This is a genomic window from Corynebacterium sp. AOP12-C2-36 (assembly GCF_052379185.1).
Classification (GTDB): domain Bacteria; phylum Actinomycetota; class Actinomycetes; order Mycobacteriales; family Mycobacteriaceae; genus Corynebacterium.
On the sequence record NZ_JBQSYJ010000010.1, the window covers coordinates 107,350 to 129,402 of the forward strand.

The window sequence follows — 22,053 nt, forward strand, 5'->3', positions numbered from 1 at the left end:
GGGCTGCGCCGCGCGTAGGCTGGTGCCCGGAAAAATCCCAGGGTGGAAAGGTGTCAGCAGATGCACGGAGAATACAAGGTCCCCGGCGGCAAACTCATCGTCGTCGACCTCGAGGTGTCGGGCGGCTCCCCCGGCACGTTGTCGGGCGTGCGCATCGCCGGTGACTTCTTCCTTGAGCCGGACGAGGCCCTCGACCGGATGACCGGAGCGCTCGAGGGTGCACCGGCCGACCTGAGTGCCTCGCAGGTCTCGGAGCGGGTCCAGGCATCGCTGCGCGAGGACGACGTCCTGTTCGGCATCACCGCCGACGGTGTCGGCGTGGCGGTGCGGCGCGCCCTCGGTCACGCGGTGAGCTGGGAGGACCTCGACTTCGACGTGATCCACGGCCCCAGTGTGGACCCGATGGTCAACGTCGCACTGGACGAGACGCTCACCGACGAGGTCGCCGCCGGACGGCGCAAACCGTTCATGCGGCTGTGGGAGTGGAATGCCCCGCAGGTGGTCATCGGTTCGTTCCAGTCCTACTCCAACGAGATCAACCAGGAGGGGGCGGACCGTCACGGGATCACCGTGTCGCGTCGTGTCACCGGTGGTGGGGCCATGTTCATGGAGCCCGGCAACTGCGTGACTTACTCCCTGGTGGTGCCGCAGGCCCTGGTGGACGGGTTGAGCTTCGCCCAGTCCTACCCGTTCCTCGACGAGTGGACGATGGAGGCGTTGGAGAAGGTCGGCATCCGCGCACGTTACGTGCCGTTGAACGACATCGCCTCGGAGCAGGGCAAGATCGGCGGGGCGGCGCAGAAGCGTTTCAGCAACGGCTGGATGATCCACCACGTGACGATGTCCTACGACATCGACGCGGAGAAGATGATGGAGGTCCTGCGCATCGGCAAGGAGAAGATGAAGGACAAGGGCCAACGCTCCGCGGTGAAGCGCGTCGACCCGATGCGGTCGCAGACGCAGATGCCGCGCTCGGAGATCCTGGAGGTCTTCTTCAACCACTTCCGTGACAAGTACGGCGCCACCGAGGGGTCGATCTCCGAGGCAGACCTGGAGATCGCCCGGGCACGGTGCGAGGAGAAGTTCTCCACCGAGGAGTGGACCCACCGGCTGCCCTGAGCCGCCCCTGCGGTTCACCGCCACAAGGTTTAACGCGGGAAGCTTTCGCCGTGTTATTAATCTCCCATGCCGTCAGAACTCAATGTCATCACCTCGTGGCTGTTCCAGGCCGAGGTCCCCATCCCGCAGGACATCGGCCCCATCCTCGTCAAGGGGGAACAGCCGATAGCGGCGTACAAGACCTTCCGGGATTCCGCGGTGTTCACCGACCGCAGGCTCATCGTCCGTGACGCCCAGGGCATCCGGGGCAAGAAGGTGGAGATGTACTCGCTGCCGTATTCCGCGATCAACATGTGGTCCTCGGAGAACGCCGGCACCCTGGACTTCACCGCGGAACTGGAGTTGTGGACGCGTGCGGGCAAGGTGAAGATCGAGCTGGGTCGCGGGGTGGACGTCCGGCGTCTCGACCAGTTGATCGCCAACGTGTTGCTCGCCGACAGCTGAACATCCCCACCACATGACGAAGCGGGGTCGATTTCCCTGAATTCCGGGAAACCGACCCCGCTTTTCGTACGCCCGGACGAGCCGGTAGGCGCTACCGTCGAACTAGCGTGCGCTGACCTGTCCGAAGCGCGAGGCAACCGGTGCGAGCACCAGCGGACGGGTGGCGAACAGGATGCCGATGGTGAGCAGCACGCCACCGAGCATCCAGAAGAATCCGCCCCAGCCGTCCACCGGGGTGCCGGCGAACATGTGGTTCAGGTTCTTGGTCATACCGGTGGCGAACACCAGGAAGACGTGGGCGACGATGAACAGGACGAAGAAGAGCATCGTCGGGAAGTGGATCTTGCGTGCCACCGGGGCGGGGTAGATCTTGTTGAGCTTGGTGGCGTTCTTCGGCCACCATTCGCTCATGCGCAGACCGGAGATGATCGCCAGCGGGGCGGCGATGAACACGACCAGGAAGTACATGATCTGCTGCAGGCTGTTGTAGTTGACCCAGCCGTTCTCCGCGGGCCACTGCATCGAGGCGTACTGCAGCATCGACGACAGCGCGTTGGGGAAGACCTCCCAGCTGGTGGGCACGATCCTGGCCCAGTGGCCGGAGACGAACAGCATGACGATGAACGCCAGGCCGTTGACCATCCACAGCACGTCGAGGGAGGTGTGCAGCCACAGGTGGATGCTGATCTTCTTGCCACCCTTCTTCGGCTGCCAGACCGCCGGCGGCTTCTGCTGCTGACGCACGCGCAGACCGGACTGGATGATCATCGCCATGAAGAAGAAGTTCAGGAAGTGGCTCCAGCGGGCCCAGGCGGGGAATCCGTCGTCGACGAAGTCGGGCAGGTGGTACTCACCGGGGTAGCGCTCCATCCAACTGGAGACGGCGTCGAGTCCGGTGAACCAGCGTGCGCCGAGGATGACCACGGCAGCCAAGACGGCGGCGCCGGCCAGGCCGATGCCGGCAAGCTTGCCCCACTGTCCGAGGGACTTCTCGCCGATCATGACCGGCTCGCGCTTCTTCTTCGGCTTCTCCTTGGTCGCGGTGCCACCAGCCTTCGGCTTGGCAGCGGCCGCGCCCGGGGTCGCCGGAGCACCGGGGGCACCGGGGCTTGCCGGGGCACCAGGAGCACCCGGGCTTGCCGGAGCACCGGGAGCACCGGGGCTCGCCGGAGCACCGGGAGCAGCAGGTGCAGACGGTGCGCCAGGGGCACTGGGTGCAGAGGGAGCGCCCGGAGCGCCGGGAGCCGCAGGAGCCGACGGGGCGCCAGGGGCACCGGGTGCCGAGGGAGCGCCCGGAGCTGCAGGTGCAGACGGTGCGCCAGGGGCACCGGGAGCCGCAGGAGCCGACGGGGCGCCTGGCGCAGCAGGAGCCGACGGCGCACCCGGAGCACCGGGGGCAGCAGGGGCAGCAGGGGCCGAGGGAGCAGCCGGGGCGCCAGGTGCTGCCGGGGCCGCAGGCGCGGAAGGCGCAGCCGGAGCGGAGGGCGCAGCAGGAGCGGAGGGCGCAGCAGGTGCTGCCGGAGCGCTGGGCGCACCCGGAGCACCGGGTGCAGAGAGCTTCATCGGAGCACCGGGGGACGCCGGCTCGGAGGGAGCTGACGGGGCCTCCTCTGCGGCAGGAGCCGCAGGAGCCGCAGGTGCGGCAGGGGCCTCAGGTGCTGCCGGGGCGGACGGCGCCTCAGCCGCAGCAGTGGTCTCCGGTTCAGCGGGAGTAGCCGGAGCGGCGGGCGATGCCGGGGCCGACGGCGCGGAAGGCGCACCGGGGGCCTGGGCGACTTGTGGGTCCAGCTTGATGGGCTGGGCCTGGTCGTCGTTGGACATTGTGTAGTCTCCTACTGCTTTCGCTCGTCAATAGCGCTGGTGAGTTGTGGAACTGCCGCACACGGTTCTTTCCTGCGGTCGCCGTCTTCCGTCACGAAGATCTTAGCGTCCGGCATCCCCGGTACTGCAGCAACTGTCGGGCGGCCTGAGTGCCGTTCACCTGACGGGACGTACGGGGCCTGGCACCCCGACCGCGTCGCCGTCGACGATGAGGTAAGAAGTCGCGCGGTGACCTCGCGGTGACCACGTGACCGGGAAACATACCCGGCAGGTGCGACGGAACTCATGTGACTTGGGCCTCTTCTGAAACGATAACTACCTCAGAGGACAGGATAGCGGACGTGTGCCGCGAGTCACGAAAAACCGCGAATTCGCCTCCGCCCGGCCCGTGCCGTCCCCACCACACCGTCTCACCGTCCCCGGTAGCCTGTAGACAGGCTTACCTCAGTCGCGCCTCACCACCTCACCGTCCCCACCACCACACCACCGACGCGGGAAGCGAGCACCCGACGAATGACCGACCACCCCGAACCGTCCTTCTCCTTCGACCACCTCATCCACGCCACCAACGGTCCCCACGCCACCAACAGCTTCGACGCCACGATGCAGGCCTACGACGCCGTCGGGCTCCCCACCCACGCCGCACTCACGATGCCGGGGTTCCGCAACGCCGCCTGGGGGATCGACGATGAACGCTACGTCGAACTCGCCGTCGTCGAGGACTGGGACGCCGTCGCCGACACACCGTTCGGTGATTCGCTGAGCCTGCTGCGCGCAGTGTTCGACGCCTCAGCCCCGGGCCTGGCCGCCTTCGCCGTCCACGTGCCCGACGCCCACGCCACCGCCGCCTCGCTGCGGGAGAACGGTCACGACGCCCACGTCGCCGACATCCGCCTCGAGGACAGGGACGCCGGATTCACCGAGGTCTTCGTCACCGACACCCCCGCCTGGTTCCCCTTCTTCATCAGCTACGACCCGCCACGGGCCACGATCGCCCGGATGCGTGCCGATCACCGCGTGGCCCAGGGCGGGAGTCCCGAACAACCCAGCACCACCGGCCCGGACATCAGCTGCCTGCTGGTCCGCAGCGACGCCCCGCACGAGGACGCCCACCGCCTCGCCGAGGTCCTGGACCTGCCCGTCCGCGACGACCCACCCGGCGCGACGGTCCCCCTGCCCGGCGCCGAGATCCGCTTCACCCGGGGCTCCCCGACCGGCCTGTACGGGTTCGGGGTCGTCCGCACCGGTCCCGACGGCCTCGCCGGCCCCGTCGAGATCGCCGGCGCCACCGTCGTCCCCGACGACTGAGCACGTCACCGGTCCAGCGCCCTGCGCAGGCGGTCCACCGTCGCCCCGGCATGCTCACTTTGTTCGGGACGTTTCGCCGCCGTCGCCACGACCAGCACCTCCAGCACCGCCACCGTGGGCACGTAGCTGGGGCTGAGTTCGGGGTCGCCGCGTCCTATCCCCAGCGCCACCGTGGCGCGCGGGTCCTCGCTCAGCGCCCCCTCGGTCAGCTGCACCACAGAAAGCCCGAGCTCACCGGCACGGTGGAAGAGTACGTCGCCTTCCGCGGAGGTGCCGTCGTAGGCGAGCATCAGCACCAGGTCGCCGGCGGTCACCGTGGCGAGCTCGTCGGCGAAACCGACCCCGGTGCTGCCGATCGCCACGGCCGGCAGTCCGGCCCGCAGGCACCGCGCCGCGGCGTACTCGGCGATGTGCCGGGAAGGCCCGAAGCCGACCAGGACGATCCGTGTGGCGTCCGCCATCAGTGCGACGGCGGCGACGAGGTCGTCCTCGGCGACGCGCTGCATCAGCGCGTCGGCACCGTCGGCGCGGCGTCGGACGGCCTGGGCGACCTCCCCGTCGCGCAGCGAGGATCCCATGCGTCCGCGCCGCGACAGGTCCTCGGCGAGCCGTTCGCGCAGGTCGTCGAGCCCGACGAAACCAAGTTTGCGCACGGTGCGCACCACGGTGGCGTCGCTGACGCCCACCGCGCCGGCGAGTCGCAGGGCCGAATGGTGCCCCACGCTGTGCGGATTCGTCGCGATGAACTCCGCCACCTTGTCCTCGGCGGGTGAGAGCTTCCCGCGCCGCGCCTCTATCGTCTCGACCAGGTCCATGTCGTGGACACTACCGTCTTGCGGTGTGCGGACTGCAGCGACGACACGGCAGGTGAGGTGAAGCTCACTTACGGCATGCTAACCTACGGTCCTGCCCACGACTCCGCGCCCCGGATCAAGGAGTAACCCCCTCACATGACCCGCCCCGCCCCGGCCGAGCGCTCCACCGAGCGTCCGGTCGCCTCCGACGGCGAATCGCTGCGCAGCCACGCCTTCGGCGTCCGCTGGCCGTTGTTCCTGCAGGCGCCGCAGCGTCCCCGCGTCGCCGACCCGGTCGTCTACGACGACGACCCCTCCCCCGCCCGTTTCACCTGGCGGGTGATCCTCGGCGCCAAGCGGTTCACCCTCCCCGGCGGTGGCCTGCTGATCGTGTCGAACATCGCCGCGGCCGCGCTGCCGGTCATCGCCGGCGTGGCGATCGACCGGGGCATCGCCGCCGGTGACCTGGGACAGCTGCTGCTCTGGGCGGCGGTGCTGCTGCTCGACGTGGTCGTGATGTCGCTGACCTTCCGCTTCGGCGGACGCCTGGGCTTCTTCGGCATGCAGACCGTGCAGCACCGGCTGCGCATGCAGGTCACCGACCGTCTGCTGGACCCGGCGGGCATGAAGGACCGCCGCCTCGGCGGGGCGATGCTGTCGGTGGCCACCGGCGACGTCTTCCGTCTGGCCGGCACCATGGCGTTGGGCATCTACCCGGTCGGCGAGATCGCCGCGATCCTGGCCTCGGCGGTGTTCCTGCTCACGATCTCCTGGCCGCTGGGCCTGGCGGTGCTCGTCGGCGGCCCGTTGATGCTGTGGCTGATGACCGCCGCCGGACGCCCCCTGCAGCGCCGCAGCCGCGAGCAGCAGGCCCTCGTCGCCGGCGCGACGGGACGCGCCACGGACCTCATCACCGGCTACCGGGTGATCAAGGGGCTGCGCGCCGAGGACGAGGCGTCCGCCCGCTACACCGAGGTCAGCCGCACCGCCCTGGGCGGGGCGTTGCGCGCCCGGACGTCGCGCGCGCTGTTCCTGGTCTCCATGAACACCGTCACCGGCGTCTTCATCGCCGCGCTGACCGTGTGCGCCGCCTGGTTCGCCCTCACCGGGCGGCTCAGCGTGGGCGAACTGGTCGCGGTCGTCGGCGTGACCCAGTTCCTGGTCAGCCCGCTGACGATGCTGCCGACGAACTCCGGGGCGATCTGGGCCACCGGCGTGGCCTCGGCCGAGCGCGTGCTGGAGCTGCTGCGCACCCCCACCGAGCACGCGCAGGACGCCCCGGCCGCTACAGCGCCCGGCGCGTCCGATGCGTCCGGCACGTCCGGCCTGGCGGTCCTCGTCGACGGGGCGACCGTGCTGCGCGCGGCCCCCGGCGAACTGCTCGGCGTGCGTGCCGACGGCACGGCAGGACGCGACCTCGTCGCGCTGCTCGCCGACGGGCGCGCCCCGCACGATGACGGGCACGGTGACGGGCACGGTGACGGGCACGGCGTCCTGCTGGAACAGGACGGCACCACCACCGATGCGGCGTCACTGCCCGTGGAGGACTACCGGACGATCGTGCTCACCGCACCGCACGCCGCCGACCTGTTCGACGGCACCATCGTGGAGAACCTCGACCCGCACGGCACCGGCGGCACCAGCACCGGCCGCATCCCCGGCGCACTGCACGCGGCGTCCTGCGACGACATCATCGACTCCATGCCCGACGGGCTGGCCACACGCGTCGGCGAGGGCGGCACACGGCTGTCCGGCGGGCAACGCCAACGCGTCGCCCTGGCACGCGCCCTGGCCGCCGACCCGCCGGTGCTCGTGCTGCACGACCCGACCACCGCCGTCGACGCCGTCACGGAGAACACCGTCGCCGAACGCCTCGGTGCCGTGCGGGCCGGACGCACGACCCTCGTCGTCACCGGCTCCCCCGCCCTGTTGGCGCACTGCGACCGGGTGGTGGAACTGTGAGCGAGCCGAACCCTGACCCGAACCCCACCCGTCTTCCGGTCGCCACCGGTCGCCGCTGCGTCACCGCGGTGTGGCAGACCCTGGCCGGACGCCGCGGGCTGCTGCTCCTCGCCGCGGTCATCTCCGCCGGGGCCGCCGCCCTGGAACTGGTCACCCCCGCGCTGCTCGGCACCATCGTCGACGACATCTCCGACGGCGGGGACCACCGTCCCGTCTGGCTCTACGGCGCGCTGATCGCCGTCGCCATCGTCGCCGCCTCCGCACTCAGCGTGCTGGGGGTGTGGCTGGCCTCGCGCGTCCTGGAGCGGCTGCTGGCCACCCTGCGCGAACGCCTGGTGACCACCGCACTGCGTCTGCCGCAGGAACGGGTGGAACGCAGCGGCACCGGCGACCTGATCTCCCGGGCCAGCGACGACGTCGCCCAGGTGTCCGAGGCCCTGTCACAGGTGCTGCCCTCGCTGTCGCGCACCGTGTTCACCATCGGGCTGACCCTGGTGGGACTGTTCCTGCTGGACTGGCGTTTCGGGGTGGTGTTCCTCGTCGCCGTGCCGCTGTACTGGCTGTCGCTGCGCTGGTACATCCGTCTGGCCCCGCCGCTGTACGCCGCCGAACGCGCCGCCTTCGGCACCCGAGCCCACCACCTGCTGTCGGCGCTCAAGGGCCTGGACACGGTGCTGGCCTACCGCCTGTCCGGCTGGCACGGGGTGCGTACGGCCACGGCGTCGTGGGCGGTGGCCACCTGGGCGCTGCGCGCCCGCACCGTGCAGACCATGTTCACCTGGCGCATCGACCTGTCCTTCGCCGTCGCGGTGTGCGTGGTGCTGTTCACCGGCTACGGGCTGGTGGACGCCAACGCCGTCACCGTCGGTGCCGCGACCACCGCGGTGCTGTACTTCCTGCGGCTGCAGGGCCCGCTGCGCGGACTGATGATGGAGATCGACACGCTGCAGGCCGCCGCCGCGTCCCTGGCGCGCGTCATCGGCGTCACCGACCTCGCGGAAGACGCCGACGGTGCCGACGGTGCCGAGGCGCAGGACGTCCCGGACGATGCAGCCGCGGCGACTGCGGCGTCCGCTGCGTCCGGCGTGCACCTCGACGCCGTCAGCTTCGCCTACCAGGACGGCGCGCCGGTCCTCCACGACCTGACGTTGACCATCCCCGCCGGCCAACGCGTGGCGGTGGTGGGCACCTCCGGGGCGGGCAAGACCACCCTGGCCGCCCTGATCGCCGGCATCCACCGTCCCACCACCGGCAGCGTCGACGCCCCGGTGAACACCATGCTGGTCAGCCAGGAGACCCACGTGTTCTCCGGCACGCTGCGCGACAACCTCACCCTCGCCGCACCGGGCCGCGACGACGCCGCACTCGTCGACGCCCTGCACCGCACCGGTGCCGGCGGGCTCCTCGAGGAGCTCCCCGACGGTCTGGACTCCCCTCTCGGCGCACAGGGCCACCCGCTCAGCGCGGCGCAGGAGCAGCACCTCGCCCTGACCCGCCTGCTCATCGCCGACCCGGACCTGGTGATCCTCGACGAGGCGACCGCCGAGGCCGGTTCCTCGCAGGCCGCGGTGCTCGACCGGGCGGCGGACGTGGCCCTGCAGGGACGCACCGGCGTGGTCATCGCCCACCGGCTGTCCCAGGCCGCCGTGTGCGACCGGGTGGTGGTCATGGAGCACGGTGTGGTGCAGGAGGACGGCACCCACGACGACCTCGTGGCCGCCGGCGGCCCCTACGCGCGCTTATGGGCGGCGTGGAACGCCAACAGGTGAGCGGCGCACAGGTTCACCCCTGGCTACTATTGACACGGTAACCAACCTTGCGCGTTCACTGCGCGAACACGACGGAAAGCGACAGTGCCGTGACCGCTACCCCGACCTTCGGCCCCATCTTCACCGAGATCCGCAAGCGCAGCGCCCAGTACCTGCTGTGGCGCGGCATCTTCGGCGTCATCATCGGCCTGCTGCTGATCTTCTTCCCCTTCGGCTCGGCGATCGTGCTCAGCATCTTCGTCGGTGCCTGGATGATCGTCGACGGCCTCGTCGCCGCCGGTGAGGCCTTCGACCTGAAGAAGGCCGACGCCCCCTGGGGCTGGACGTTGACCGCCGGGATCATCACCGCGATCGCCAGCGTGGCGATCCTGTTCATCCCGGGCATCTTCGCCCTCGTCAGCGCGATGTTCATCCTGATCTTCATGGCCATCGGCCTGGTGTTCAGCGGCATCTCCCAGCTGAACATCCCCAAGGCGCTGCGCAGCGGCTGGACCATCACCGCCGGCATCCTGAACATCATCTTCGGTCTCGTCCTGCTGGTGCTGTCCCTGACCAACCCCGCAGACAACGTCTGGACCCTGGCGATCGTGGCCGGTGTCTTCGCCCTCGTCATGGGTATCTCCTCGATCATCTTCTCCGTCCGTCTGCGCAGGTCGAACAAGGAAAACGCCTGACGTACCGACGGACACGCTGACAGGGCCGTCACAGCGTCCGTCATAGGAGTTGTGCGGTCTCCACGGACGGGTCTACGATCGGTCGCCATGATTACCCGTCCTGGGGACACCTCCGAGTGTTCTTACGCTGTACCCGGCCCTCACCTCGGCCGGCACCTCCGCGACACCGGCGGACGGATGCTGCTGTGGAGAGGCGGGTTGAGCATCGTCATCGGTCTGGCGCTGCTCGTCTTCCCCATCGGCACCGCCACCGTGGTGGGTCTCGTCATCGGCCTGTGGCTCGTGGTCGACGGCGTCAGCACGATGGGGCTGGCCTTCCAGCAGCGCTCCCACGCCGCCGCGTGGGGCTTCACCATGTTCTCCGGCGTGGTCACCGCCGTGGCCGGTGTCGCCATCCTGCTCTTCCCCGTTGCCTTCGCCGTGATCGGTGCCCTGGCCGTGCTGTGGATCATGGCGCTGGGCCTGGTCATCACCGGCATCGCCCGCACCGCGTCCCGCGCCGGAGGATGGAGCCTGGCCACCGGCCTGCTCAACATCATCTTCGGTGTGCTGCTCGGCGGCCTGGCCCTGGCCGAGCCCACCGGCGGTCTGGTCGCCCTGGCCTGGCTGCTCGGCGTGTACGGCCTGCTGTTCGGGATCCTGTCCGTGGTCATCGGAATCAGGTTGCGCCGGGGCCGGTAACCGGGGCGTACGGTCGTGGACATGACAACCAACGACCATGACGTCAACACCGAAAAGCACGTCCCCCTCTCCCTCATCGACTTCGCGACCGTCTTCAAGGGCGAGACCTCCCGGGAGGCCTTCCTGCGTTCCGTGGAGCAGGCACAGCTCGCCGAACGTCTGGGCTACTCCCGGATCTGGTACTCCGAGCACCACAACATGTCGTCGATCGCCTCCAGCGCTCCGGCCGTGCTCATCTCCCACATCGCCGCGAAGACCGACAGCATCCGGCTGGGTTCCGGTGGTGTGATGCTGCCGAACCACTCCCCCCTGGTCATCGCCGAACAGTACGGCACCCTCGCCGAGCTCTACCCGGGCCGCATCGACCTGGGAGTGGGACGCGCCCCCGGCACCGACCAGCGCACGGTGATGGCGCTGCGTCGCGACCCGCGCTCCGCCGAGTCCTTCCCGGAGGACGTCCGCGAGCTGCAGGGCTACCTCGCCGGACGCTCGCGAGTGCCGGGCGTGACGGCCATCCCGGGCACCGACACCCACGTGCCGGTGTACGTCCTGGGCTCCTCCCTGTTCGGCGCGAAGCTCGCCGCGCAGCTGGGTATCCCCTACTCCTTCGCCTCCCACTTCGCCCCGGACGCGTTGAAGGAGGCCGTCTCGGTCTACCGGCAGACCTACCAGCCGTCGAAGGAGCACCCGGAGCCCTACGTGATCGCCGCGGTGAACGTGACCACCGCCGACACCGAGGCCGAGGCCCTGGCACAGAGCGAGAAGGTCCGCCGTGCCCGCGTCGAGACCATGGCCCTGCGCGGACGCAAGGTCTCCGAGGAGGACCTCGACCTGTTGATGTCCTCGCCGGCGGCTGACCAGATCTTGTCGATGCTTAAGTATTCCGCGGTGGGAACCGGCGAACAGGTACGCGAGTACCTCGAGGGCTTCACCGCCACCGCGCAGGCCGACGAACTGATGGTGGCGATCCAGTCGCCGTCGACTGAGGGATCGCTGAGGGCCATGGAGATCCTCGCCGACTCCTGGGGCCTGTCGCGCCCGTAGCGACGCCGCCCCCGACGGGCGCCGGGGTACCCCTGTAGCGCCTGTAGTGCCCATAGCGTCAGTTCATACCTGCACTACAAAGGCACCTTTTCGACCCGTCGGAGCTCCCCCTCATTTTCACCCCCGATAGCTCCGCGCGGACCCACCCCCCTTTCTTCGGCGACACCCTATGCTGACCTCGGCATAAGTACTTTCCACACCCCACGCACGGGCGGACACACCCGCCCGGGTAACCCACCCGAACCTATCTTCTGCTTAGGGTGCACTTTGCTGCATCACGTTCACCTCGGATACGCTGCCGCTGAACGAGTTTCGCTCAGTGAGTTCGAGCCTCGCCCCCGGGTCCTTCTGACGTTGACCCCGGGGCACGGGGCCGACAAAGAAAGGGAATCCGCCGAATGCGCACCATCCTCCGACGCAGGTCCAGCCGAGCGCTGGCCGTGTCCATGACCGCCGTGCTCTCCATGGGAGCACTCGCCGCCTGCTCGTCCGACGACGACTCCAGCTCGTCCGACAACGGCGACTCCGACACCCGCACCGTCACCGACGCGCGCGGTGAGGTCGAGATCCCCGCCGACCCCGAGCGCGTCGCGGCCTTCGACAACCGCATCTTCCAGGTCCTCGCCGACTGGGACATCGACCTGGTCTCCGCACCGGTCACCCTGATCCCGGACACCATCGAGAAGTACCACGACGACGAAGATATCCACGACACCGGTTCACACCGCGAGCCGAACCTCGAGGAGCTCGTCGCCGCGGAGCCGGACCTCATCATCACCGGCTACCGTTACTCCAGCCAGTACGACGAGATGGCCGAGCTGCTGCCGGACACCCCGATCATCGACCTGAGCTTCGGCCAGGACGCCGAGGGCGAGGACAACCAGCCCCTGGAGGACACCCTCAAGGAGATCACCAACCTGATCGGTGAGGTCTTCGAGAAGGAGGACGAGGCCGAGGCTCTGGTCGAGGACTTCGACGAGGCCAAGGACCGCGCCAAGGCCGCGTACAACCCGGATGAGACCGTCATGGGTCTGCTGACCTCCGGTGGCGACATCAACTACTCCGCACCGTCCACCGGCCGCTCCGTCGGCCCGGTCTTCGACATGCTGGACCTGACCCCGTCCTACGACCACGACGGTTCGTCCAACCACCAGGGTGACGACATCTCCGTCGAGGCCATCGCCCAGTCCAACCCGGACTGGATCCTGGTCCTGGACCGCGACGGCGGCACCTCCGCCCGCGACGAGGCCGACTACGAGTCCGCCGCCGAGCTGATCGCCGACTCCGAGGCGCTGCAGAACGTCACCGCCGTGGAAGAGGACAACATCGTCTACTTCCCGCAGGACTTCTACACCACCGAGGACATCGAGGCCTACACCGAGGTCCTCAACTCCATCGCCGACGCCTTCGAGGCTCACGACTCGGAGTAGTCCCCCAAGCTAGAACCGCACGGCCCCTTCCGGGTCGAGCACGCGCCCGGGAACGGGACTTCCTCACCGCAGGTGACTGCGTGGGACGTCCCGTCTCGGGCGCACACGTGTGACCAGTACCGCGACACTCCACAGACAGGATCTCCATGACCGTCGCACAGTCCTCGGCCTCCGAGGAGGCCTCACCTCCCCTGGCACCGCCACCGCAGGCCTCCTGGTGGAGGACCACCTGGCCGATCCTCATCGGGATCGCCTTCACCCTCGCGCTGATCGCCGGCTCCCTGTTCATCGGGGTCTACGACATCCGCGGCGCCGAGGACGGGTGGAACATGTTCGGCATCACCCGCGTGCCACGCACCATCGCGCTGGCACTGGCCGGTGCCGCGATGGCCATGTGCGGTCTGGTCATGCAGCTGCTGACCCAGAACAAGTTCGTGGAACCGACCACCACGGGAACCACCGAGTGGGCGGGCCTGGGCCTGATCCTCACCATGGTGATGATCCCCGGTGCCAGCCTGCTCACCCGCATGGTCGGTGCCATCATCTTCGCCCTGGTCGGCACGATCGTGTTCTTCCTGTTCCTGCAGCGCGTCACGCTGAAGTCCTCGCTGATCGTGCCGATCGTGGGCATCATGCTCGGCGCGGTCGTCGGCTCGGTGTCCAGCTACGTCGCACTGAAGACGGACATGCTGCAGCAGCTGGGCATCTGGTTCGCGGGCAGCTTCACCGGCGTGGTCAGGGGACGCTACGAGCTCCTGTTCATCGTGCTGGTGGTCCTGGTCCTCATCTTCATCGCCGCCGACCGGTTCACCGTGGCCGGCCTGGGCAAGGACATCGCGACCAACGTCGGCCTGAACTACCGGCGCGTCCTGTTCCTCGGCATCCTCATGATCGCCGTGGTCTCCGGGGTGGTCACCGTGGTCGTCGGCAACCTGCCCTTCCTGGGCCTGATCGTCCCCAACATCGTCTCGATGTTCCGTGGCGACAACCTGCGCTCGAACCTGCCCTGGGTGGCGATGCTCGGCATGTGGATCCTGATCATCTGCGACATCATCGCCCGCACCGTCATCATGCCCTTCGAGGTGCCCGTGTCCCTGATCCTCGGCATCCTCGGCGCCGTCGTGTTCGTCTTCCTGCTGGTGAGGAGCCGCCGTTATGCGCGATAAGAAGTCAGTCCTGAAGAAAACCGCGCCGGACGCCGGCAGCGCCGCAGCCGGCGCCGACACCGGTGCCGCGGCCGGCACGGACGCCGCCGAGGCGTCCGACGTCCGTTCGGCGGCACGCCATTCCGGGCCCTTCTCGCACCCTGGCCAGCGCACCAGGTACATCATCCTGGTCAGCGTGCTGGCCGCGGCCGCCGTCGGGTTCACCGTCGCGCACATGAGCTACGGCAACCCGATGGACTTCGGCACCCAGGGGTACTGGAAGATCGCCGGGATGCGCGCGGACGCGATCATCACGATGATCATCGTCGCCGTCTGCCAGGCCTTCGCCACGGTCGCCTTCCACACGGCGACGAACAACCGGATCATCACCCCGTCGATCATGGGCTTCGAGTCCCTGTACATCGCCGTGCAGACCGGCGTGATCTTCTTCCTGGGCACCGCGGGTCTGGCCGCGTTCACCGGCACCCGGCAGTTCGTCCTGCAGTCGCTGCTGATGATCGTCTTCGCCGTGGCACTGTTCAGCTGGCTGCTGTCCGGCAAGCTCGGCAACATCCACGTGATGCTGCTGGTCGGCGTGGTCATCGGCGGTGGCCTGCGGTCGCTGTCGACCTTCATGCAGCGCCTGCTGGAGCCCAACGAGTTCGACGTGCTCACCGCCCGGACCTTCGGCAACATCAGCAACGCCAACACCGACAACTTCCCGATCGTCATCCCCGTCGTCGCGGTGACCTGCCTCATCCTGCTCCTGCGCTCCCGCCGGATGAACGTCATCGCCCTCGGCAAGGACACCGCCAGCAACCTGGGCCTGAACCACAAGCGCGAGCTGATGATCCTGCTGCTGCTGGTGGCGATCCTCATGGCGATGACCACCTCGATGGTCGGCCCGATGACCTTCCTCGGGTTCCTCGTGGCCACGCTGGCCTACCAGCTCACCGACACCTACGACCACCGCCTCATCCTCCCGGTGGCCGTCCTGGTCGGCTACCTCGTGCTGATCGGCTCGTACTTCATCATGCGCAACTTCTTCTACGCCGAGGGTGCCGTGACCATCATCATCGAGCTCGTCGGCGGAACCGTCTTCCTGTTCTTCATCATGCGAAAGGGTCGCCTGTGATCACCATCGACAACGTCTCCAAGTCCTACAGCGCCGAGACCACGATCGGCCCGGTGTCACTCGAGATCCCGGCCGGCGGGGTCACCGCCCTGGTCGGCCCCAACGGTGCCGGCAAGTCCACCCTGCTCACCATGGTCGGACGCCTGCAGAAGCCGGACACCGGCACCATCACCGTCGGCGGCATGGACATCGCCTCCGCCGCGTCCGGCGAGGTCGCCAAGCGCCTGTCGATCCTGCGCCAGGAGAACCACTTCGTCACCCGGCTCACCGTGCGCCAGCTGGTCGGCTTCGGCCGCTACCCCTACTCCCACGGGCGGTTGAACGTGGAGGACGAGAAGTACATCTCCGAGGCCATCGACTTCCTCAACCTCCGCGAGTTCGAGAACCGCTACCTCGACCAGCTCTCCGGTGGTCAGCGTCAGCGTGCCTACGTGGCGATGGTGCTCGCGCAGAACACCGAGTACGTGCTGCTCGACGAGCCGCTGAACAACCTGGACATGAAGCACTCCGTCCAGATGATGAAGCAGCTGCGCCGGGCCTGCGACGAGCTGGGCCGCACGGTGATCATCGTGCTGCACGACATCAACTTCGCCGCCCGCTACGCCGACCACATCTGCGCGATGACCAACGGCGAGGTCAACGTCTTCGGCACGCCCGACGAGGTCATCCAGGACGAGACGCTCAGCGACATCTTCGGCACCGACGTCCGCGTGCTGGAGACCGAGTACGGCCGCCTGGCGAACTACTTCTGAGTGGCCCGATGACCTTCACCCCGGAGATCTGGCACAGCCTGCTCGGCGTGGCCGTGCTGGTGGCCGTCGCCGTGGCGGTGCTCTCCCTGGCCGGGGTGGGCCACCGCTGGAGCACCGCCGTGGCCGTGGGCCGCGGCACGGTCCAGCTGGCCCTGATCAGCGTGGTGCTCTCCGGGGTCATCACCGACCCCCGGTGGGTGGGGTTGGCCCTGGTCGTCATGTTCTTCGTCGCCGCCACGACCAGCACCCACCGCATCGGCTGGACGCCGTACCGTTTCCTCGTGGTCACCGGGGCGATGGCCGCCGGGGTGGGCGTGGTGCTCACCGTGGTGTTCCTCACCGGCGCGATCGAGCTCTCCGCCCGCTACGCCCTGGCCATCGGCGGAATCATCATCGGCGGGGCCATGTCCGCCGCCACGCTGGCCGGACGGCGTCTGGCCCAGGCCACCGAGGAACGCTGGGACGAGGTCGAGGCCTGGCTCGCCCTCGGCGCCACCCCGCGTCAGGCCACCGTGGAGATCGCCCGCTTCTCCATCCGGGAGGCCCTGATCCCCGCCACCGACCAGACGAAGACCACCGGACTGGTCACCCTGCCCGGCGCGTTCGTCGGCGCGATCTTCGGCGGCGTGAGCCCCGTGGACGCAGGACGCTTCCAGATCGTGGTGCTCGCCGGCATCATGGCCGCCGGCGCGGTCACCGCGACGATCATCGCCTTCAGCCTCTCCCCCACGCTGTACCGTCCGCGCGACAAGGCCTGAACCTACCGGTCACAGGCCTCCACCCCCAGATAGCCCCTACGCGCAGAAATTACTTCCCAAGCCTTCCGCACCAGGCCTATCATCAGAATCGGGTCCGGCGAGCATGGTGAGCCTCACCCAAGTTAATGCGGTGACAGCCCCGCTCATAGCCGCTCACAGCTCTCCACCGGACCCCCAAGAAGGCCGCGTCAATGTTCTACACGAACGCACTGATCGGGCTGCGCGAAGGCCTGGAAGCCACCATGGTGGTGATCATCCTCGCCGCCTACCTGAACAAGACCGGGCAACGCTGCTCGTTCCCCTGGTTGTGGGCCGGCATCATCGCCGCCCTCGCCTTCACCGTCGGCATCTTCCTCGTCATCAACTTCGGCTCCAAGACGTTGACCACCGTCGGCCAGGAACTCATCGGCGGCATCGCCTCGCTGATCACCGTGGCACTGGTGGTCTGGATGCTGATCTGGATGAAGGGCGCCAGCAGGGACATCGCCGCCGAACTCGAGGGCCGCATGGGCAGGGCGGTCGCCGTCGGGCCGCTGGCGGTGGCCACGGTGGCCTTCGTCGCCGTCGCGCGCGAGGGCATGGAGACCGCGTTGCTGGTCTTCGAGTCCTTCACCCGCGCCTTCGGCGTCCCCTTCGCCGGCCTGATGACCGGCGTCGGGGTGTCCGTGGTCCTGGGGGTGCTGATGTACTTCGGCGTCCTGCGCATCAACCTCGGCGTGTTCTTCCAGGTCACCGGCGCACTGCTGATCGTCGTGGCCGCCGGCATCCTGAGCTACGGCATCACCGACCTGCAGGAGGCCAACGTCCTGCCGGGCCTGTCGAACCACGCCTTCGACATCTCCGGTGTGCTCACCCCGGGCACCTGGTACGCCTCGCTGCTGGAGGGCATGTTCAACATCGTGCCCCAGCCCACGGTGCTGGCGTTCACCGGCTGGCTGCTCTTCCTGCTCATCGCACTTCCCGCGTTCTTCTGGCCCGCCCGCTCCCGGACGGACTCCGACTCCTCCGCACAGAAAGCCACCGTCTCATGAAGATCTCCCGGATCACCCGTGCCTCCCTCGCCGTCCCCGTCGTCCTGGCGCTGCCCCTGTCGATGGTGGCCTGCGCGGACAAGGACGACTCCGCCACGGCGTACACCGTCACCGCCACCGACGACTCCTGCGACGTCGACTCCTACGAGGGCACCACCGGCAACAACGCCTTCGACATCGCCAACGACGGGTCGAAGATCACCGAGTTCTACGTCTACACCGACGGCGGCCGGGTGCTCGGCGAGGTGGAGAACATCGGCCCCGGCGCCGCGCGTACCCTGCACGTCGAGATCCCCGAGGCCGGCACCTACCAGGTGACCTGCAAGCCCGGCATGGTCGGCGAGGGCGTCTCCCACGACTTCGAGGTCACCGGCGACGCGGTGTCCCAGGCCGAGGGCGACGACCAGCTCACCGCCGCGGTGGACGGCTACCTGCGCTACGTCCGCTCGCAGACCACCGCGCTGCAGGAGTCGGTGGACACCTTCGCCCAGGCCATCGAGGACGACGACGTCGACACCGCCAAAGAGCTCTTCGCCCCGACGCGCACCTACTACGAGCGCATCGAGCCGATCGCCGAGTCCTTCCCCGACGACCTCGACCCGCGCATCGACCTGCGCGAGGCGGACCTGGAGGACGGCCAGGAGTGGACCGGTTTCCACGCCATCGAGAAGCAGCTCTGGGAGGACGGCAAGATCACCGACAAGACCAAGCAGGACGCCCAGCAGCTGGTCGACGACATCGCCGAGCTCGTCGACGGCGTCGCCGCGTCCGACTTCTCCGTGCAGCCCGTGCAGATCGCCACCGGCGCCCAGGGCCTGCTGGACGAGATCTCCACCTCGAAGATCACCGGCGAGGAGGACATCTTCTCGCACACCGACCTGTGGGACTTCCAGACCAACCTGGACGGCTCGAAGGCTGCCATCGCCTCGTTGGAGAACGCCATCGACGACCGCGACGCCGACCTTCTCGCCGAGATCAACGACAACGTCGACAAGGTCCAGGCCCAGCTCGACGCCTTCCGCGAGGGCGACGGGTTCGTCTCCTACGACACCGTCAACGAGAAGGACCGCAAGGAGCTCTCCGCCGGCATCGACCGGCTGACCGAGCAGGTCTCCAAGGTCGCCGAGGTCATCGCGCAGTGAGTGGATCCCGGTCGTCACACCCGTTCTCCCGCCGGACGTTCCTGACCGGCCTCGGTCTCGGCGCGGCCGGCGTGGGTGCCGCCGGCGCGGGGGGCCTGGCGTTGAGCTCCTGCTCGACCGACGGCAGTGCCGGCGGTGCCGGCGGCAGCGGCGGCAGCGGCGGTGAGCACACCGTGCCCTTCCGCGACGTCCACCAGGCCGGGATCACCACCGCGCAGCAGGAGCACCTGCACATCGTCGCCTTCGACGTGGTCACCACCGACCGCGAGGACCTGCGCGACCTCCTGAGCGAGTGGACGGCGATGGGCGAGCGTATGGCAGAAGGCCTGGAGACCACCGAGGGCGGGGCGCTGAGCGACACCTCGGCGGACACCCCCTCCGGCGACCCCTCCGGCGTGACCGTGCCGTCCGATACCGGCGAGGCGCTCGGCCTGACCGCGGCGAACCTCACCGTGACGATCGGCTTCGGCCCCTCGCTGTTCGACGACCGCTTCGGCCTGTCCGACCGGCGGCCGGACGAACTCACCGCCCTGCCGAAGTTCCCCGGCGACCAGCTCGTCGAGGAACTGTGCGACGGCGACATCGTGATCCAGGCCTGCGCCGACGATCCGCAGGTCGCCGTGCACGCCGTACGCAACCTCACCCGAGCCGGCTCCGGCGTGGTGGAGGTCCGCTGGTCGCAGCTCGGCTACGGGCGGGCGTCGAAGACCACCGTGGACGAGACCACGCCGCGCAACCTCTTCGGGTTCAAGGACGGCACCCGCAACATCCTCGCCGACGAGACCGACGACCTGGACACCCACGTGTGGTGCCCGGCGGAGTCCGGCAAGGGCTCCTGGATGGACGGCGGGTCGTACATGTGCGTGCGGCGTATCCGCATGCTGCTGGAGGTCTGGGACCGGCAGATCCTCGACGACCAGCAGCACACCTTCGCCCGCTACAAGGGCTCCGGGGCACCGCTGGGCACCACCGACGAGTTCGACGACGTACCCTTCGACCTGTACCTGGGCACCGGTGGCCCGGCGATCCCCCACGACTCGCACGTGTTCCTCGCCCACCCCGACAACAACGACGGGGCGCGCATGCTGCGCCGGGCCTACAACTTCATCGAGGGCTCGGACTCCTTCGGCCACCTGTCCAGCGGCCTGTTCTTCATCGCCTACGTGGCACGTCCGTCGGTGGACTTCACGCCGGTGCAGATGGCGCTGGCGCACAAGGACAAGATGAACGAGTACGTGCGTTACGAGTCCAAGGCGATCTTCGCCTGCCCGCCGGGGTTGGGCGACGACGGCGCCGACTGGGGAACCGCACTGTTCGACGGGTAGTGCCCTGTAGTGCGCGCGGTACACGGTACTTCTCAGTGAAAACACCGGCTAATCCCGTTCCTACAGGTACTTAGGCGAGCGTAGCCTACTGCTCATGCCCCAGGTTCTGACGTCCTCCCGCACCCTCCCCCGCCGTGCCTTCCTCGGCGGCGCCGTGACCCTTGCCATGGCGTCCTTCGCCGCCGCCTGCGCCTCGTCCGACGGCGGTTCCGGCGGGGACGGAGGCGACGCCGCAGCGTCCGGCGCGGCGCAGGGAACGTCCGGCGAGCACCCCTCGCGCGTGGTCGCCCTGTCGACCGGACACCTGGACCACTGCCTGGCTATGGGCGTGCTGCCCGTCGGCCTCGCCGTCGCGGTGTCGGACGCCACGGACAGCCGCGGACAGCCGCGGACAGCCGCGGAATCCCCCAGTACATCCGCGACGTCTTCGACGAGGACTTCGACCTGGACTCCATCGAGATCGTCGGCGAGCGCATGGACCCCGATCTCGAGATGGTCGCCACACTGAAGCCCGACCTCATCCTGTCGAACAAGCGCAACCCGCAGGAACTCAACGACCAGCTCGCCTCCATCGGCACCGTGGTGCAGACCAACGGCGGCTCCGAGTGGTTCAAGACCGACCTCGGCATCGTCGGCGACGCCCTCGGCTACCGCGACAAGGCCGACGAACTGCTGCGCGACTACGAGGCACGGGCGCAGGAGTGGGGCGAGCAGCGCGGCACCAGCGACACGATCTCGCTGACCCGCGCCAAGGGCGACCAGTACATGTACTTCGGCACCCTCGCGCTGGCCAGCATCGTCGCCGAGGACGCCGGACTGACCCGCCCGGAGAACCAGCGCTTCGACGACAACGCCAGCCGGCCGCTGGCCCAGGAGAACGCCGGCGACCTCGACGCCGACTGGCTGTTCTACAGCTTCCCCGGCGGCACCACCGACATCCTCGACAGCGACTCCTGGCGGCGGCTGCCCGCCGTGCAGGACGGGCACGCCTTCGAGGTCGACGTGGACCCGTGGTTCATCAACGCCTCCGTCGTCGCCGCCGACCGGGTGCTGGCGGACATGAAGAAGTTCATGGCCTGACGCGCTTCCAGCCCCGTCCCCACTCCGTCCCCGCCCCGTCCCAGACCGGTAGGTTGGTCACCATGTCCTCACCTGAGCCCGACTCCGTCGCCGCCCGTTTCCGCACGGCGTTCCGACGCCACCCCACCGGTGTCGCGCTGGTCACCGCGCACGTCGACGGGCAGGACGTGGGCCTGACCGTCTCCAGCCTCGCCTCCCTGTCCGTCGACCCGCTGGCCGTGGCGTTCTCCCTGGCCAAGCGCGACGGCAGCGCCGGGGCGATCCTCACCGCCGACTCCTACCTGATCCACTTCCTCAGCGAGGAGCAGGCCGACCTCGCCTACGAGTTCTCCCGCTACGACGGCCGCCGCTTCACCGTGGACCAGCGCTGGTCCACCGCCCCGCACGGCGAACCGATGCTGAAGGACGCTCTGGCGGTGATGCGCGCGCGCACCGTCGACACCATCCGGCTGGGCGAGGCGACGCTGATCGCCGCGGAGGTCACCGACGTGATCCGCGGTGCGGACGGCCAGGGCGAGGCTCCCGCCTGCGCCGACGTCGCCGCACCGTCCCCCCTGATGTTCCGCAGCCACCAGTTCTACCGCTTCCCCACCGGGCAGCCGCCCCTGTAGGACGCACCGCGGTGCGTCCTACCTCCTG

General features: G+C 68.9%; 21 protein-coding genes. 19 read left to right on the plus strand and 2 right to left on the minus strand.

The window, feature by feature from the left end:
- Positions 1-60 precede the first annotated feature (60 nt).
- Complete coding sequence (locus tag ACT3UN_RS10380; RefSeq protein WP_444656994.1) at positions 61-1,119, plus strand: lipoate--protein ligase family protein; 1,059 nt, start codon at positions 61-63, stop codon at positions 1,117-1,119.
- A gap of 66 nt (positions 1,120-1,185) precedes the next feature.
- Positions 1,186-1,563: a PH domain-containing protein gene (locus ACT3UN_RS10385; protein WP_301442553.1), complete on the plus strand. Its 378-nt coding sequence runs from the start codon at positions 1,186-1,188 to the stop codon at positions 1,561-1,563.
- A gap of 102 nt (positions 1,564-1,665) precedes the next feature.
- Here the strand turns inward: ACT3UN_RS10385 and ACT3UN_RS10390 are convergent, their stop codons facing one another.
- Positions 1,666-2,565: a cytochrome b/b6 domain-containing protein gene (locus ACT3UN_RS10390; RefSeq protein WP_301442554.1), complete on the minus strand. Its 900-nt coding sequence runs from the start codon at positions 2,563-2,565 to the stop codon at positions 1,666-1,668.
- Positions 2,566-3,897: 1,332 nt separating this feature from the next.
- On the opposite strand from ACT3UN_RS10390, the gene ACT3UN_RS10395 reads away from it, so the two are divergent.
- Positions 3,898-4,692: a VOC family protein gene (locus ACT3UN_RS10395; RefSeq protein ID WP_444656995.1), complete on the plus strand. Its 795-nt coding sequence runs from the start codon at positions 3,898-3,900 to the stop codon at positions 4,690-4,692.
- A gap of 5 nt (positions 4,693-4,697) precedes the next feature.
- Here ACT3UN_RS10395 and ACT3UN_RS10400 read toward each other — a convergent pair whose 3' ends face one another.
- Positions 4,698-5,507, minus strand: coding sequence for a MurR/RpiR family transcriptional regulator (locus ACT3UN_RS10400; RefSeq protein WP_444656996.1), 810 nt, complete (start codon positions 5,505-5,507; stop codon positions 4,698-4,700).
- A 135-nt stretch (positions 5,508-5,642) separates the two neighbouring features.
- On the opposite strand from ACT3UN_RS10400, the gene ACT3UN_RS10405 reads away from it, so the two are divergent.
- The 16 genes from ACT3UN_RS10405 to ACT3UN_RS10480 all read left to right on the plus strand — a co-directional run bounded on the left by ACT3UN_RS10405 (position 5,643) and on the right by ACT3UN_RS10480 (position 22,025).
- Positions 5,643-7,448: an ABC transporter transmembrane domain-containing protein gene (locus ACT3UN_RS10405; protein WP_441579459.1), complete on the plus strand. Its 1,806-nt coding sequence runs from the start codon at positions 5,643-5,645 to the stop codon at positions 7,446-7,448.
- Positions 7,445-9,217 (plus strand): ABC transporter ATP-binding protein, encoded by a 1,773-nt coding sequence (locus tag ACT3UN_RS10410; protein WP_444656997.1) that lies wholly within the window; start codon positions 7,445-7,447, stop codon positions 9,215-9,217. Before ACT3UN_RS10405 ends, ACT3UN_RS10410 begins: the two co-directional genes overlap by 4 nt.
- Positions 9,218-9,306: 89 nt before the next feature.
- Positions 9,307-9,891 carry an HdeD family acid-resistance protein gene (locus ACT3UN_RS10415; protein WP_444656998.1) on the plus strand — a complete coding sequence of 195 codons (585 nt, stop codon included), beginning with the start codon at positions 9,307-9,309 and terminating at the stop codon, positions 9,889-9,891.
- A gap of 87 nt (positions 9,892-9,978) precedes the next feature.
- Positions 9,979-10,572, plus strand: coding sequence for an HdeD family acid-resistance protein (locus tag ACT3UN_RS10420; protein WP_441579460.1), 594 nt, complete (start codon positions 9,979-9,981; stop codon positions 10,570-10,572).
- Positions 10,573-10,593: 21 nt separating this feature from the next.
- A complete protein-coding gene (locus ACT3UN_RS10425) occupies positions 10,594-11,616 on the plus strand; it encodes an LLM class flavin-dependent oxidoreductase (protein ID WP_301442386.1) in 1,023 nt (340 codons plus the stop codon).
- A 398-nt stretch (positions 11,617-12,014) separates the two neighbouring features.
- Positions 12,015-13,046 carry a siderophore ABC transporter substrate-binding protein gene (locus ACT3UN_RS10430; protein ID WP_301442385.1) on the plus strand — a complete coding sequence of 344 codons (1,032 nt, stop codon included), beginning with the start codon at positions 12,015-12,017 and terminating at the stop codon, positions 13,044-13,046.
- 146 nt (positions 13,047-13,192) lie between these two features.
- A complete protein-coding gene (locus tag ACT3UN_RS10435; protein ID WP_301442384.1) occupies positions 13,193-14,212 on the plus strand; it encodes an ABC transporter permease in 1,020 nt (339 codons plus the stop codon).
- Positions 14,202-15,326 carry an iron chelate uptake ABC transporter family permease subunit gene (locus ACT3UN_RS10440; protein WP_301442383.1) on the plus strand — a complete coding sequence of 375 codons (1,125 nt, stop codon included), beginning with the start codon at positions 14,202-14,204 and terminating at the stop codon, positions 15,324-15,326. Before ACT3UN_RS10435 ends, ACT3UN_RS10440 begins: the two co-directional genes overlap by 11 nt.
- Positions 15,323-16,078: an iron ABC transporter ATP-binding protein gene (locus ACT3UN_RS10445; RefSeq protein WP_441579461.1), complete on the plus strand. Its 756-nt coding sequence runs from the start codon at positions 15,323-15,325 to the stop codon at positions 16,076-16,078. Before ACT3UN_RS10440 ends, ACT3UN_RS10445 begins: the two co-directional genes overlap by 4 nt.
- 8 nt (positions 16,079-16,086) lie before the next feature.
- Positions 16,087-16,836, plus strand: coding sequence for an ABC transporter permease (locus tag ACT3UN_RS10450; protein ID WP_444656999.1), 750 nt, complete (start codon positions 16,087-16,089; stop codon positions 16,834-16,836).
- A 191-nt stretch (positions 16,837-17,027) separates the two neighbouring features.
- A complete protein-coding gene (efeU, locus tag ACT3UN_RS10455; RefSeq protein WP_444657000.1) occupies positions 17,028-17,867 on the plus strand; it encodes an iron uptake transporter permease EfeU in 840 nt (279 codons plus the stop codon).
- Entirely contained in the window at positions 17,864-19,009 is a 1,146-nt protein-coding gene (efeO, locus tag ACT3UN_RS10460) for an iron uptake system protein EfeO (RefSeq protein WP_444657001.1), read from the plus strand. Before efeU ends, efeO begins: the two co-directional genes overlap by 4 nt.
- Entirely contained in the window at positions 19,006-20,334 is a 1,329-nt protein-coding gene (gene efeB / locus ACT3UN_RS10465; RefSeq protein ID WP_444657002.1) for an iron uptake transporter deferrochelatase/peroxidase subunit, read from the plus strand. The genes efeO and efeB overlap by 4 nt, the downstream gene beginning before the upstream one ends.
- A 94-nt stretch (positions 20,335-20,428) precedes the next feature.
- Positions 20,429-20,842: a hypothetical protein gene (locus tag ACT3UN_RS10470; RefSeq protein WP_444657003.1), complete on the plus strand. Its 414-nt coding sequence runs from the start codon at positions 20,429-20,431 to the stop codon at positions 20,840-20,842.
- Complete coding sequence (locus tag ACT3UN_RS10475; protein ID WP_444657033.1) at positions 20,794-21,414, plus strand: ABC transporter substrate-binding protein; 621 nt, start codon at positions 20,794-20,796, stop codon at positions 21,412-21,414. Before ACT3UN_RS10470 ends, ACT3UN_RS10475 begins: the two co-directional genes overlap by 49 nt.
- Before the next feature lie 62 nt (positions 21,415-21,476).
- Positions 21,477-22,025 (plus strand): flavin reductase family protein, encoded by a 549-nt coding sequence (locus ACT3UN_RS10480; RefSeq protein ID WP_441582279.1) that lies wholly within the window; start codon positions 21,477-21,479, stop codon positions 22,023-22,025.
- Positions 22,026-22,053: the final 28 nt, after the last annotated feature.

What these genes read in the sequence shown, in the direction of transcription:
- ACT3UN_RS10380 (WP_444656994.1), top strand. Translation starts at nt 61, where the DNA reads ATGCACGGAGAATACAAGGTCCCCGGCGGCAAACTCATCGTCGTCGAC.
- ACT3UN_RS10385 (WP_301442553.1), top strand. Translation starts at nt 1,186, where the DNA reads ATGCCGTCAGAACTCAATGTCATCACCTCGTGGCTGTTCCAGGCCGAG.
- ACT3UN_RS10390 (WP_301442554.1), bottom strand. Translation starts at nt 2,565, where the DNA reads ATGATCGGCGAGAAGTCCCTCGGACAGTGGGGCAAGCTTGCCGGCATC.
- ACT3UN_RS10395 (WP_444656995.1), top strand. Translation starts at nt 3,898, where the DNA reads ATGACCGACCACCCCGAACCGTCCTTCTCCTTCGACCACCTCATCCAC.
- ACT3UN_RS10400 (WP_444656996.1), bottom strand. Translation starts at nt 5,507, where the DNA reads ATGGACCTGGTCGAGACGATAGAGGCGCGGCGCGGGAAGCTCTCACCC.
- ACT3UN_RS10405 (WP_441579459.1), top strand. Translation starts at nt 5,643, where the DNA reads ATGACCCGCCCCGCCCCGGCCGAGCGCTCCACCGAGCGTCCGGTCGCC.
- ACT3UN_RS10420 (WP_441579460.1), top strand. Translation starts at nt 9,979, where the DNA reads ATGATTACCCGTCCTGGGGACACCTCCGAGTGTTCTTACGCTGTACCC.
- ACT3UN_RS10425 (WP_301442386.1), top strand. Translation starts at nt 10,594, where the DNA reads ATGACAACCAACGACCATGACGTCAACACCGAAAAGCACGTCCCCCTC.
- ACT3UN_RS10430 (WP_301442385.1), top strand. Translation starts at nt 12,015, where the DNA reads ATGCGCACCATCCTCCGACGCAGGTCCAGCCGAGCGCTGGCCGTGTCC.
- ACT3UN_RS10435 (WP_301442384.1), top strand. Translation starts at nt 13,193, where the DNA reads ATGACCGTCGCACAGTCCTCGGCCTCCGAGGAGGCCTCACCTCCCCTG.
- ACT3UN_RS10440 (WP_301442383.1), top strand. Translation starts at nt 14,202, where the DNA reads ATGCGCGATAAGAAGTCAGTCCTGAAGAAAACCGCGCCGGACGCCGGC.
- ACT3UN_RS10450 (WP_444656999.1), top strand. Translation starts at nt 16,087, where the DNA reads ATGACCTTCACCCCGGAGATCTGGCACAGCCTGCTCGGCGTGGCCGTG.
- efeU (WP_444657000.1), top strand. Translation starts at nt 17,028, where the DNA reads ATGTTCTACACGAACGCACTGATCGGGCTGCGCGAAGGCCTGGAAGCC.
- efeO (WP_444657001.1), top strand. Translation starts at nt 17,864, where the DNA reads ATGAAGATCTCCCGGATCACCCGTGCCTCCCTCGCCGTCCCCGTCGTC.
- ACT3UN_RS10470 (WP_444657003.1), top strand. Translation starts at nt 20,429, where the DNA reads ATGCCCCAGGTTCTGACGTCCTCCCGCACCCTCCCCCGCCGTGCCTTC.
- ACT3UN_RS10480 (WP_441582279.1), top strand. Translation starts at nt 21,477, where the DNA reads ATGTCCTCACCTGAGCCCGACTCCGTCGCCGCCCGTTTCCGCACGGCG.